This window comes from Roseovarius nitratireducens, assembly GCF_002925845.1.
In the GTDB taxonomy this organism is placed as follows: domain Bacteria; phylum Pseudomonadota; class Alphaproteobacteria; order Rhodobacterales; family Rhodobacteraceae; genus Roseovarius; species Roseovarius nitratireducens.
Map to the genome: position 1 here is coordinate 44,223 of NZ_PDNI01000010.1, position 13,610 is coordinate 57,832.

8 protein-coding genes are annotated in these 13,610 nt (G+C 65.8%); 4 read left to right on the top strand and 4 right to left on the bottom strand.

All coding sequences use genetic code 11. The features are described 5' to 3' along the window. Positions 1-19: 19 nt before the first annotated feature. On the top strand, positions 20-1,324 hold the full coding sequence (purB, locus tag CRJ03_RS00735) for an adenylosuccinate lyase (RefSeq protein WP_104017005.1): 1,305 nt from the start codon (positions 20-22) through the stop codon (positions 1,322-1,324). A gap of 73 nt (positions 1,325-1,397) precedes the next feature. On the opposite strand, the gene CRJ03_RS00740 is transcribed toward purB, so the two are convergent. The 3 genes from CRJ03_RS00740 to CRJ03_RS00750 all read right to left on the bottom strand — a co-directional run bounded on the left by CRJ03_RS00740 (position 1,398) and on the right by CRJ03_RS00750 (position 5,621). Beyond that, positions 1,398-2,558, bottom strand: a complete 1,161-nt coding sequence (locus CRJ03_RS00740) for a M20 aminoacylase family protein (RefSeq protein ID WP_104017006.1) — start codon at positions 2,556-2,558, stop codon at positions 1,398-1,400. A 76-nt stretch (positions 2,559-2,634) separates the two neighbouring features. Further along, complete coding sequence (argE, locus tag CRJ03_RS00745) at positions 2,635-3,798, bottom strand: acetylornithine deacetylase (protein ID WP_104017007.1); 1,164 nt, start codon at positions 3,796-3,798, stop codon at positions 2,635-2,637. A 2-nt stretch (positions 3,799-3,800) separates the two neighbouring features. Continuing rightward, positions 3,801-5,621: an ABC transporter ATP-binding protein gene (locus tag CRJ03_RS00750; RefSeq protein WP_104017008.1), complete on the bottom strand. Its 1,821-nt coding sequence runs from the start codon at positions 5,619-5,621 to the stop codon at positions 3,801-3,803. Positions 5,622-5,871: 250 nt separating this feature from the next. Here CRJ03_RS00750 and CRJ03_RS00755 point away from each other — a divergent pair, with 250 nt between their 5' ends. The 3 genes from CRJ03_RS00755 to CRJ03_RS00765 all read left to right on the top strand — a co-directional run bounded on the left by CRJ03_RS00755 (position 5,872) and on the right by CRJ03_RS00765 (position 9,593). Further along, positions 5,872-7,578: a peptide ABC transporter substrate-binding protein gene (locus tag CRJ03_RS00755; protein ID WP_104017009.1), complete on the top strand. Its 1,707-nt coding sequence runs from the start codon at positions 5,872-5,874 to the stop codon at positions 7,576-7,578. A gap of 76 nt (positions 7,579-7,654) precedes the next feature. Further along, positions 7,655-8,662 (top strand): ABC transporter permease, encoded by a 1,008-nt coding sequence (locus CRJ03_RS00760; RefSeq protein WP_104017010.1) that lies wholly within the window; start codon positions 7,655-7,657, stop codon positions 8,660-8,662. Further along, positions 8,655-9,593 (top strand): ABC transporter permease, encoded by a 939-nt coding sequence (locus CRJ03_RS00765; protein ID WP_104017011.1) that lies wholly within the window; start codon positions 8,655-8,657, stop codon positions 9,591-9,593. Before CRJ03_RS00760 ends, CRJ03_RS00765 begins: the two co-directional genes overlap by 8 nt. A 15-nt stretch (positions 9,594-9,608) precedes the next feature. Here CRJ03_RS00765 and CRJ03_RS00770 read toward each other — a convergent pair whose 3' ends face one another. Then, positions 9,609-13,610 (bottom strand): baseplate multidomain protein megatron, encoded by a 4,002-nt coding sequence (locus tag CRJ03_RS00770; RefSeq protein WP_104017012.1) that lies wholly within the window; start codon positions 13,608-13,610, stop codon positions 9,609-9,611.

Sequence of the window (13,610 nt, forward strand, 5' to 3'; positions counted from 1 at the left end):
TCCGATTGAGGACGACAAGATGATCCCGCGATATTCCCGCCCCGAAATGACCGCCATCTGGGAGCCCGCCACCAAATTCCGCATCTGGTACGAGATCGAGGCCCATGCCTGCGACGCAATGGCCAACCTCGGCGTGATCCCGCGCGAGAATGCCGAGGCCGTGTGGAAGGCGAAGGACGTGGAATTCGACGTCGCCCGCATCGACGAGATCGAGGCCGAGACGCGCCACGACGTGATCGCGTTTCTCACCCACCTCGCGGAACATGTGGGCAGCGACGAGGCGCGCTTCGTACACCAGGGCATGACAAGCTCGGACGTGCTCGACACCTGCTTCAACATCCAGCTCACCCGCGCCGCCGACATCCTGATCGCGGATATGGAGGGGCTCCTCGCCGCACTCAAGCGCCGCGCTTTTGAGCACAAGGACACGATTCGCATCGGGCGCAGCCACGGCATCCATGCCGAGCCGACGACGATGGGCCTGACCTTTGCCCGCTTCTACGCCGAGATGGACCGCAACCTCGCCCGCCTGCGTACCGCGCGCGACGAGATCGCCACCGGCGCGATATCCGGCGCGGTCGGCACCTTCGCCAATATCGACCCGGCGGTCGAGGAGCATGTCTGCGCGCAGCTTGGCCTGAGCCCTGAGCCGATCAGCACGCAGGTGATCCCGCGCGACCGGCACGCGGCGTTCTTTGCCGCCCTCGGCGTGGTGGCCTCCTCGGTTGAGAACGTGGCCGTGGAAATCCGCCACATGCAGCGCACCGAGGTGCTGGAGGCGGCCGAGTTCTTCTCGATGGGGCAGAAGGGCTCTTCGGCCATGCCGCACAAGAAGAACCCGGTGCTGACCGAGAACCTGACGGGGCTTGCGCGCATGGTGCGCTCGATGGTCATCCCGGCGATGGAGAACGTGGCGCTGTGGCACGAGCGCGACATTTCGCATTCCTCGGTCGAACGGATGATCGGGCCGGATGCCACCGTGACCCTCGATTTCGCCCTCGCCCGACTGACCAATGTCATCGACAAGCTGATCGTCTATCCCGAGAACATGATCCGCAACATGAACCGCTTCCCCGGCCTGGTGATGAGCCAGCGCGTTCTACTGGCGCTCACGCAGGCGGGCGTCAGCCGCGAAGACGCCTACCGCCTCGTGCAGCGCAACGCGCTCAAGGTCTGGGAGACGGGCGTTGATTTCAAGACCGAGCTGCTTGGCGATCCGGAGGTCACGGCGGCGCTCAGCCCGGCGCAGATCGAAGAAAAGTTTGACTTGGGCTATCACACCAAGCACGTGGACACGATCTTTGCCCGCGTGTTCGGCGACTGAACGCGACCGGGGCGGGAGTATCCCCCGCCCCGGCTTCATCTTTCCATAAATGCTCGGTTCCGGTTCCGCCCGCTCAGGCCGGCATCCGCTCCTCAACGATGCCCGCCCACCAGCTACAGCCAGCGGGAATGGCCTCGTCGTTGAAATTGTACTCGGGGTTGTGAACCATCGCCGTATCGCCGTTGCCCACGAGGATATAGGCACCGGGGCGTTCCTCTAGCATGAAGGCGAAATCCTCGCCGCCCATCACCAGCGGGGCCTCGTCGCAATTGCCCGCGACCCTCGCCGCCACAGAGGCGGCGAAATCGGTCTGGTCCTCGTGGTTGACCATAACCGGGTAGCCGCGGTGATAGGTCACCTCGGCGCTGCCGCCAAAGCCCGCCGTCACATGCTCGCACAGCGCGCGGATGCGCGTCTCGGCCAGATCGCGCATGGCGGTGCTCATGGTGCGCACCGTGCCCCTGAGATGCACCGAGGCGGGGATCACGTTGAACGCGTTCGAAGAGGTCTGGAACGAGGTGACCGACACCACCACCTGGTCCACCGGGTCGGCGTTGCGGCTGGCGATGGTCTGCAGCATCGTGACCAGATGCGCGGTCATCACCGTGGGATCGATCGTCTCGTGCGGCTTGGCGGCGTGACCGCCGCGGCCCGTCACCTCGATGTCGAACTGATCGGTGGCGGCAAAGAAGGCACCGGGACGTATCGCGAAGCTGCCCACCGGTTTGCCCGGCCAGTTGTGCATCCCGTAGACCTCCTGGATGCCGAAGCGTTCCATCATCCCGTCGTCGCACATTTCCTTGCCGCCGCCGCCGCCCTCTTCGGCAGGCTGGAAGATCACCACGGCGGTGCCGTCGAAATTGCGCGTCTCGGCAAGGTAGCGCGCCGCACCGAGCAGCATCGCGGTGTGCCCGTCATGGCCGCAGGCATGCATCGCACCGGGGGTTTTGCTGGCATATTCCACCCCGGTGGCCTCGTGGATAGGCAGCGCGTCCATGTCGGCGCGCAGGCCGATCACCTTGCCCGATCCGGTGGATTTGCCGCGAATCACGCCGACCACGCCGGTGCGGCCGATGCCGGTCACCACCTCGTCGCAGCCGAACTCCTTCAGCTTGTCGGCCACCAGCGCGCTGGTGCGATGGGTTTCGTAGAGAATCTCGGGGTGCTGGTGGATGTCGCGTCGCCAGGCGGTGATTTCGTCGTGCATCTCGGCAAAGCGGTTCCTGATGGGCATGTGCCTCTCCTGTTCGCGGGTTCGGGAATGCGCGGAGGTTGGACCAAAGCGCGGGCGGCGGCAAGGGGCCGCGACCTCACCTCGACGCGAGCCGGTCCACGAGGCTGCGCATGAAGCCATGTCCGGCCTCGAACTGCGCGCGCGTGATGAACTCGTCCGGCTGGTGCGCCTGCGCGATGTCACCCGGCCCGCAGATCGCCGCCGAATAGCCTGCCGCCTGGAACTGTCCCGCCTCGGTGCCATAGCTGACCACGTGTGAGGCATTGTCGCCGGTGACCTGCCGGATCAGCGCCTCGGCGACACCGCCCTCCTCGGGGCGCAGCCCCGGTACGGTGAATTTTCGCCGCGCGTCGATCCGGGTCTCGGGGCGAACCGCCTGCATCGCCGCCTCGGCGGCGCGCACCTCCTCAATGAACCGCGCGCCCCATTCCTCGGGGTCCTCGCCCGGTACCACGCGGAAATCCATGCCGAAACGACAGTCCTTGGCGGTGATGTTATGTGCGGTGCCACCCTCGATCTGCCCCACGTGCAGTGTTGTCCAGGGGGGCTCGAACATGGCGGCGAGGTCCGAAGGCTCCTTGGCGCGATTCTCGGCATTCATGCGGTTGGCCCAGTCGATCAGCGGGGCGGCGGCCATGATCGCGTTGACGCCCCTGTGCATAAGCGAGGAATGCACCTCGTAGCCCTGCACGTGCACGTCATAGCCCAGGCCCCCCTTGTGGCCAGTCACCGCCTGCATCGTGGTGGGCTCGCCGATGATGGCCAGATCGGCGCGCGGCACCACGCCCTGCATCGCCGCGATCATCGGTGGCGCGCCGATGCAGCCCACCTCCTCGTCATAGCTGAGTGCCAGTTGCAACGGGCGGTTGACGCCGCGACGGTGCGCCTCGACCAGCGCCCAGATGGCGAGCGCGTCAAACCCCTTCATGTCGGCGCAGCCGCGCCCGAAATACTTGCCCTCGCGCTCGGTCACGGTGAAGGGGTCGGTGCTCCACGCCTGCCCGTCCACCGGCACCACGTCGGTGTGCCCCGACAGCACCACGCCGCCTTCGACCGGCGGCCCGGCATGGGCAAAGAGCGCGGCCTTCTGCCCGGTCTCGTCGGGGTGGCGATGCGCCGTGATGCCATGCCCGGCGAGGTAGTCCTCGACCCAGTCCACGAGTTCGAGGTTGCTGTCGCGGCTGACCGTGGGAAAACCCACCAGCCGGGCCATGATCGCCTCGGGCGAAAGGTGTTCCATGCTCAGTACCCGCTGTCGGAGGTCAGCACGAAATGACCCGGATCGACCTCTTTGTAGACCGATGGCCCGGGCTCGTATCCGACGGGGTGGATCGGCGACGGGATCGGCTTGAAATTGAGGTCTTTTTCCGACTTGCGCTTGCGCGGGTCGGCGATCGGCACGGCCTTCATCAGCGCCTGCGTATAAGGGTGCTGCGGGTTCTCGAACACCGCCGCGCGGGGCCCCAGCTCGACGATGCGGCCCAGGTACATCACGCCCACATCGTGGCTGACGCGCTCGACCACCGCCATGTCGTGGCTGATGAACAGGTAACCGAGGCCGAGATCGGCCTGCAATTCCATCATCAGGTTGATCACCTGCGCCTGCACGCTCACGTCGAGCGCACTCACCGCCTCGTCGGAAACTATCAGCTTGGGATTGAGCGCCAGCGCCCGGGCGATGGCCACGCGCTGCCGCTGTCCGCCCGAAAGCTCGTGGGGGAAGCGGCGCAGGAACGAGCGCGGCAGTTCCACCCGGTCGAACAGCATCGCCACCCGATCCTCCATCTCCGACTGGCTGACGAGGCCATAATTCTTCATCGGCTCAGCCACTTGCGCGGCGAGCTTCATCTGCGGGTTGAGGCTGGCGAACGGGTCCTGGAAAATCATCTGCATGTCGACCCGCGCGCGGCGCAGGTCGCGGGAATGGAGCGACATGATGTCGGTGCCATCCAAAACCACCTCGCCCGCCATCGGCTCGACCAGCCGCAGGATCGAGCGCCCGGCGGTGGACTTTCCGCAGCCCGACTCGCCCACGAGGCTGAGCGTGCGCCCCTTCTTGAGCGTGAACGACAGGTCCTCGACCGCGTGGACATTGGCCACCGTGCGGCGAAAGAAGCCGCCAGTGACGGGAAAGCGCGTGGTCAGCCCCTTGACCGTGAGCAGCGTCTCGTCGCTGCCCTTGATCGGCTTGATCTCCTGCCCCTCGGTGCCCAAAAGCTTCATCGGCTCGGGCCAGGCCTTGCCGCGCATCTCGCCGAGCTTCGGGACAGCGGCCAGCAGCGCGCGGGTGTACTCGTGCTGGGGTGCCTCGAAAATCTCCTCGACCGGGCCCTCCTCGACCTTGTTGCCGCGGAACATCACGACCACGCGATCGGCCATCTGTGCGACCACGGACATGTCGTGGGTGATGAAGATGACGGCGGTGCCCGTCTCGCGCTTCAAGCGGTCCATGAGGGCCAGGATTTCGGCCTGGATGGTGACATCGAGCGCGGTGGTGGGCTCGTCCGCGATCAAGAGCCGCGGCTTGCAGGCCAGCGCCATGGCAATCACAACCCGCTGGCGCATGCCCCCCGACAGCTCGTGCGGATACTGGTTGAGCCGCCGTTCCGGCTCGGGGATGCGAACTTCGCGCAGCAATTCCAGCGCGCGGGCACGCGCCTGCGCCTTGTCCATGCCGCGATGCACGCGCAGCCCCTCGGATAGCTGCCGGCCCACGGTAAAGACCGGGTTGAGCGCGGTCATCGGCTCCTGAAAGATCATGCCGATCTCGTTGCCGCGGATGGTGCGCATCAGGCCCTGGTCGGTTTTCGCGAGGTCGATCTCGCCACCTTCCTTGCGGTCGAACAGCATCCGGCCACCCGCGATGGTGCCGCCATCATATTCGATGAGTCGCATCAGCGACAGCGACGAGACCGACTTGCCCGATCCCGATTCGCCCACGATGCAGACCGTCTCGCCCGGATCGACGGAAAAGGACACGTCCTCGACGCCCACGACGCGACCATCGCGGGTCTCGAATTCGACGCGGAGATTCTCGATCCTCGCCAGCGGTTTGTCGAGCATGACGCGCCTCGCTTTGCCTGTCACCCAAGCCCAAACGCTACGCACAAGCGCGGCAGACTGTCAAACGCCGAACGAAAGCGAACCGCACGTGCGTTCCATTGGCGCGCGCGCTCTTGCTTTTTGACGCAATCCAGTCTGTGATGGCCGCACCGGTTGGGGCCGGGGCGGGCAACGCTCTCCCGGCTACCCCGACAAAACGGAACCACAGATGGCCGCAGAGCCATCGCAACAGCGGAGGAAACGCACCGTTATGACCCTCAAACCGATTCTCTTGGGCGCGACCGCACTCGTCGGTCTCGCCTCGATGGCGATGGCCGAACGCGGCTCGGACGGCCACGTGAACCTGATCTACTGGCAGGCGCCGTCGATCATGAACCCCTATCTGACCGGCGGCACCAAGGAGCGCGAGGCCGCGAGCCTCGTGATCGAGCCGCTCGCACGCTATAACGAAAAGGGCGAGTTGGTACCCTACCTGTCCGACGGTATTCCCACCGTCGGGAACGGCGGCGTGGCCGAGGACCTCAAGTCGATCACCTGGAAGATCAAGCCGGGAATGAAATGGTCGGACGGCACGCCCTTCACCGCGAAGGACGTGAAATTCACTGCCGAGTACTGCATGAACCCCGAGGGCGGCTGCGCGCAGCTCGCCAAGTTCGAAGGCGTGTCCGAGGTCGAGGTGGTCGATGACCTGACCGTGACCGTGCATTTCGACGGACCGCAGCCCAACCCGTATGGTCCTTTCACCGGCGGGACATCGCCAATCATCCAGGCCGCACAATATGCCGAGTGCACCGGCGCGCGTGCCTCGGAATGCGCCGATGAAAATTTCCACCCCGTCGGCACCGGGCCCTTCGTGGTCGATGAGTTCCGCCCCAATGACGTGATCTCTCTGTCGGCCAACGAGAACTATCGCGATCCCGACAAGCCCGCCTTTGCCACCATGACCTTCAAGGGCGGCGGCGATGCCACCTCGGCGGGCCGTGCAGTGCTGGAGACCGGCGAATTCGACTACGCCTGGAACCTGCAGCTTGCCCCCGACGTGATCGCCAACATGGAAGAGGCAGGCCAGGGCGAGGCGATCGCAGCCTTCGGCACTCTGGTCGAGAGGCTCGAAATGAACCTCACCGATCCCTCGACCGACCTGCCCGATGGCGAACGCGCCACCACAAAGCATCCGCACCCGTTCCTGACCGACCCGGCAGTGCGCAAGGCGCTGTCCATGGCCATCGACCGCGTGTTGCTCACCGAGGTCGGATACGGCAAGGCAGGCAAGCCGACCTGTGACTGGGTGCCCGCCCCCGAGATCTACGCCGCAAATAACACCCATTGCCTCGAGCAGGACATCGAGGGGGCCAAGGCGCTTCTGGAAGAAGCGGGCTGGACCGACAGTGACGGCGACGGTGTGCGCGAGAAGGATGGCATGAAGCTGTCCGTCCTCTACCAGACTTCGACCAACGCCGTGCGCCAGGATTTCCAGGCGCTCATCAAGCAGTGGTGGGGAGAGATCGGCGTCGAGACCGAGCTGCGCAATATCAATGCGAGCGTGTTTTTCGGCGGTGATCCGGGCAGCCCCGACACCTTCGTCAAGTTCTACGCCGATGTCGAGATGTATGCCAACAACTTCGACGGCACCGACCCGCAGAGCTATCTGGCGTCGCGCACCTGCGAGAAAATTCCGCGCCCCGCGACGCAATGGCAGGGCGAGAACATCAACCGGTATTGCGACCCGGAATATGATGCGCTGATCAAGGAGCTGGGCGGCACCGCAGAACTGTCGAAGCGAGGGGAGATCGCCATCAAGCTCAACAACATGGTCACCAAGGACAGCAATGTGATCATCCCGCTGGTCCATCGTGGCCGCGTTTCGGCCAAATCCAACACGCTCGGCGGTGTGGTGATGAACACCTGGGATACCGAGCTGTGGAACGCGGCTGACTGGTACCGCATCAAGGAGTGATCCGGTTCGCGCCGGATAGGGGCCGGGCATTTGCCCGGCCCCTCTTGTCCCAAGATACCCCGTTGAGGCGCCGCGCATGCTGACCTATACGATCCGACGGCTCGTACTCTCGATCCCGACGCTGCTGTTCATCAGCCTCGTGATCTTCCTGCTGCTGGAGCTTGCCCCCGGCGACCCGATGGCGCAGGTGCCGCTCACCGTGCCGCCCGAGGTCAAGGAACGGATGCGTGAAGCCTTGGGCCTCGGCGAGCCGACTCATATCCGCTTTGGCAAGTGGATGTGGCAGTTCTTCGTGGTCGAGCCGCTGGTCTTCACCGATCACCTCTTGGGGACCACATTGGCCGAGGGCCAGCAACGCGTGCTGAGCTGGCAGTTCCGCTCGCCGGTGATGGACGTGATCGTGCAGCGCATGCCGCAGACGCTGTGGGTGGTGGCGATGTCCTACGTGGTCGGCATCCTGATTGCCCTGCCCATCGGCATCTATTCGGCCTACCGGCAGTACTCGCTTTTCGACCAGGCAGGCACCTTCGTCACCATGGTGGGCTATTCGGTGCCGCCGTTTTTCTCGGGCGTGCTGGTGATCGTGATATTCTCGGTCGAGCTTGGCTGGCTGCCCTCGATCTATGACACCACGCTGGTGGTGATCGACTGGGAGACGTTCAAGCTGCAACTGATGCAGATGGTCATGCCGGTGATGGTTCTGGCGCTCCAGACCACAGCGCAGATCAGCCGCTTCATGCGCGCCTCGATGCTCGACAATCTCAACCAGGATTACGTGCGCACCGCCCGCGCCAAGGGGCTGTCGGAATGGACCGTGGTGATGGTCCACGTGCTGCGCAACTCGATGATCCCGGTCGTCACGGTGATCGCGCTCGGGGTTCCCTACATCTTCGGCGGCGCCATCATCACCGAGCAGATTTTCAAGGTGAACGGGCTCGGCCAGCTTCTCATCACCGCCATCCAGGCCAATGACCTGCCGATGGTGCAGACCGTGACCTTCATGATCGCGGTGCTGATCGTCATGTTCAACATCGTCGCAGACGTGCTCTATGGCGTGCTCGACCCAAGGATCCGCTATGACTGATACCCCCGACCCCAAGCCGATCGCGGCGCTGGCCGACGAGGGCCCCACCGCGCCGCCGCGCAGCCATTGGCGCGATGTCTGGGACCAGTTCAAGACCCATCGCGGCGCGCTCGCGGGTGGCATCGTGCTGTTGTTCATCATCCTGGCGGTATTCATCGGGCCATATCTCTGGCCCTACGATGCCACCTTCATCGACATCCGCGCGCGCAACCAGGGGCCCAGCCTCGCGCATCCGTTCGGCACCGACCAGCTTGGCCGCGACACGCTGGCGCGGATGATGGCAGGCGGGCAGACGTCGATCTCGGTGGGGTTGACGGCAATGCTTCTGGCGCTGGTTCTGGGCTCGCTGATCGGGGTTCTGGCGGGGTTTTTCCGCCGTCTCGACGGGCCGCTGATGCGCTTCACCGACCTGTTCCTGTCGCTGCCCCTCTTGCCGCTGCTGCTGGTGATGGTGCTGCTGTTTCGCGAGGCGCTCAACAGTACGTTCGGCCCCGAGCAGGGCATCTTTATCCTGATCGTGGTGGCCATCGGCGTGACAAGCTGGATGCCCACGGCGCGGATCGTGCGCGGCGACGTGCTGGCATTGAAAGAGCGCGAGTTCATCCTCGCCGCGCGCTCCATCGGAACCACGAATTTCAACCTGATTACCCGGCACATCCTGCCCAACGTGATGTCGCCGATCATGGTCTCGGCGACGCTGGGCATCGCCAACGCGATCATCACCGAGAGCGCGCTGTCGTTCCTCGGCCTCGGGTTTCCGCCCGACTTCCCGACATGGGGACGGCTGTTGAACGACGCGACGCAATACCTGCAGGACTATCCCGAGCGGGTGTTCTGGCCCGGCCTCGCGATCTCGCTCACGGTGCTGGCGATCAACTACATGGGCGACGGGCTGCGCGATGCGCTCGACCCGCGCATCCGGGGGCGCTGAGGCCCCCGGGGCCGCTCACAACGCGCGCACCGCGAACCGCCCCGGCCCGAAACTTGCCGAGACCTGCGCCACCTCGATCCGCTTTCCAGCCTGCGGCCCGTCCTCGACGCGTGCGTCGGCGGGATAGGTCCATTCCGGCTCGGACACTGTCACCTCGCGCAACACCTGCGCCCCGCGTCGCACGCGCACCACGTAATTCTCGCTCTCCTCGCCCAGCGGCACCTCGGGCGTCTCCCACCTGTCGCCGCCGATCCGCGTTCGCCGCACCCATGTGACGCGCAGGTCGCCCGCCGCCTCGGCCACACGCAAGTGCACGGGCGCGAAAGGGCGCAAACCCAGCCCGTCAAAGGCCAGCACCGCGTGGCCGAAACTGGGATCGTCCACCGGACGCCCCCCCGGCCCGATCCGGTAATGCCGCGCCTGTCCGCGCTGCGCCTCCTTGAGCCCGATCTGGCGCGGAATACCATCCATCCGCACCACGATGGATCCTACCGGCCACGTCCCCGCCCCCTCGGTTCCCAGCTGCCCGCGCAACCGGTGGCGCAGGATATAGGTCTCCGGGGCCACCAGCTCGGCATCGCGAAACTGGAAAAGCTCCCAACCGTCGGGCGTGCCGTCACCGATGGCACACAGATTGCCGCCGTTCAGGAACGCCAGGTTGCTCACGCTTTCCAACGCGCCGTGGCGCATCCGAACGAAGAGACCCGCGCCCCGGTCGATCCGCCCCGGCGCGGCGGGGAGAAGCGTTGCCTCGGTCACCCCCACCGTCGCCTGCGCGGCGACGAGCGTGTCGAGCGTGTAATTGGCATCCTCGTCCGAGGAATAGAGCGCCACCGTCCCCGGCCACGGATCGGCGATCACCGCGAGGTGCGGCGCGTGCGGCACCTCCTCGCCAGTCATGAGCGGCAGATCGAGGAACAGCGGCGTCACCGGCGCAGGCGCCACGAACGGCGTGATCCGCGCGGATATCTCGCTCAATAGGATGGGCCGAAAGCTCTCGGGATCGGTGCGCGTGGCCTCGATGCGCTGCATCCCGCCCATCTGCTCGGCCCGGTCGATGCGAAACCGCCCACCGCCCTCCGCGTCGGGCAGCGCGATCACGTCCCCCGCCCCGACCGCGATTTCCGAGGGCGGCAACGACAGGCGCAGCGTGTCGACCGACAGCCGCGCCTCCGACAGCCACCGCTCCACCACCTGACGCCCCTCGGCGCGGGTCAGCGACAGCGACAACTCCGACATCGCGACCGCGTGCGTTGCCTCGTCTGGCAGGATCGCCTCCTCGGCCACCGCTTCATAATCGCCGTCTGCCTCGACGAAACGAAGCCGCACGCGGCCCGCCAGTTCCAGGTCACTACCGCGCGTTTCCTCGATCACGCCGCCAAGCTCGGGGTCGCGCACCAGCCGGTCATGGACGGCGGCAAAATCCGCCCGCCCGTTGCGCACACGAAAACCCAGACTGCCATCACGCTCCACCGCGTCCGCGCCATAGGCCAGCAAGAGCGGCTGAAGCGATGCACGCGCCGGGCCCACCTCGTCCACGGTATAGCCCCGCACGAAGCCGGTGGCCGGTGCGCTGTCGGGCGGCGCAAGCCCCGCGCGGCCCGTGATCTCGTCGATCACCTCGGCCAACCGGCGCCCGCTTACCCGGCCCGTGATCCAGTGCCCACGGGCGTAATTGTCGCCATCGGACCACAGCGTACCATTGGCCGGAAACCACGGATATGGCCGGGCGTCCCAAGCCCAGACATAGGCCCGATCCATGTCGAGCATCGGCCCCCCGTATTCCTGCGAGACCGGGTTATGCGCCGGATCGCGCCAATAGCCCGCCATCGCGCGCAGATACTGCATCTGTATCAACTCATCCCGCTGCCCCGTCGAATGGCGGGGCAAGCGCGATTCCGAAGATTTCGGATCGAGAAACTTGTTGGGCTGGTTTGTGCCCTTGTCCACCGCCGCGCAGCCATACTCGGTAAAGCGGATCGGCTTCGACTCCGGCACCCAGGCGCTCGGCTCGGGGGCGCGCATGCCATCCACACGGTCGAAATGCCGGTTGGCCCACCAGTTGCGCAGGTCCTTGAACCGCCAGATCCAAGGCTCGTCATGGGCATCGTCGGTGATCGGCACCCGCCTTTGTGCCGCGCGTGCCTCGGGCGACGGATAAAACCAGTCATACCCCTCGCCGCCCTCGATATTGGATTGCAGGTAGCCAAGGTCGTAGATCGACGGCCACGCCTCGGCGTCAAGGTGCTCATACCCCTCCCGCCAGTCCGACAGCGGCATGTAATTGTCGATCCCGATGAAGTCGATATTGTCATCGGCCCAGAGCGGATCGAGATGAAAGAACCGGTCGCCGTTCCCCGGCTGATACCCGAAATATTCGGACCAGTCGGCGGCATAGCTGATCTTCACCTCCGGCCCCAGCAGTGCGCGCACCTCCGCCGCCAGATCAACCAGTTGCGCCACAGCCGGAAAGCTGTTTCCCGCGCCCCTGATCTGCGTCAGGCCGCGCATCTCCGACCCGATGCAGAAGCTCTCCACACCCCCCGCCGCCGCGCAGAGCGCCGCCTGGTGCAGGATGAAGCGGCGAAAGGACCATTCGTCGGGGCCGTGATAGGCGATCGGGCTCGCCTTGACCTCTCCGCCGAAACTCAGCAGGTCGAGCGCGCCCGTGCCCGGCGCCTCTACCGGCACCGCCTCAATCGACGTGACCGAGAAATCCGCGGCCGTCGCCGTGCCGAAAAACGCCGCCACCTCTTCCGCCGCCATCGCCGTCCCGTCCGGGCTGTTCGGCTGCCCCGGTGCCTTCGAGGTGGTGATCCGCCCCCGCCACGGCAATAACGGCTGCGTCTCCGCATCGCTCCACGGGTCAGGCAGGGTGTTGCCCGGCATCTGCGTCATCAGGATGAACGGATAGTAAAGCACCTCCTGCCCCGCCTGCCGCAGCGCGAGGATCGCCTCGATCACCGCCTGGTCCGAGGGCGTGCCTCCATAGACAACGCGGCCTCCGGCGTCCTTGGGAACCTCGTCCGCCGCGTCGCGCGTCAGGCTCGATACCGTCCACGGCATGTTGGCGGCATCGAAATCGCGTGTCTCCACCAGCGGACGGATTTGGCAAGAGCCGCAGCGCAGATCGTCGCCGAACCAGCTCACGATCAGCGAGGTCGCCTGCACGCGGGGCAATTCGGCGGTCAGCGCCTCAAGCGACACGGTGAAATCGGTGCGCGCGCCGGGCGTGCTGATATTGGCCACCTGCTTGGAGCCGAACCCGAAATCAAGCGTCACCGGGGTCGTGGCGAGGGCGTATTCGCCGGTGCCCGGCAACATGGCCACCCCGCTCAGGCTATGGACCGGATCGAGATCGGCACCGGGGTTTTCAATCTGCGCAGGCCGGCAAACCTCGAAGCTGAATTGCGGCACACGGGTACCGAACGGTGTGAGGTCAAGCTCCTCGATCACCACGTAGGCAGTGCCACGATAGGCGGGCACGCTGCCTGCCCCCTCAACGGCCTCGATCAACGGATCGGGAAGCTGATCGCGACTACCCGGATACACCCGCATATTCAGGCTGTCGGGCGCGATCTCGGTGCCATCGGCCCAGATACGCGCGACATTCGTGATCTCGCCCTCGCAAAGCGCGATGGCCAGGCTCACCGAATAGCGAAACTCCCGCACAGTGGGGGTGGCGGGACGTGGACTGCCCTTGCCGCCTCCGCTTTGCCCCGGCGTGACAGTCACCGTTTCGCGGAACTCGGTGGCCCAGATCACCTGCCCGCCCACGCGCATCCGGCCATAGACCTGCGCGATGGCGTCGCCCTCGCCCGACCCGGTCAGCCGCAACCGGTTGACGCGTCCGGTCTCGATCACCTCCGAGCCCTGCCCCAGCAGCCGCTGGTCGATCGACCGCCCGATCACCGCGCCCGCGAAGCGCCCCAGCGCCACCGACGAGATGCCGAGGACGGAGCCGCCGACCGCGCCACCGATGGCCGCCCCGGCGGCGGACAGAAGAATCGTTGCCAT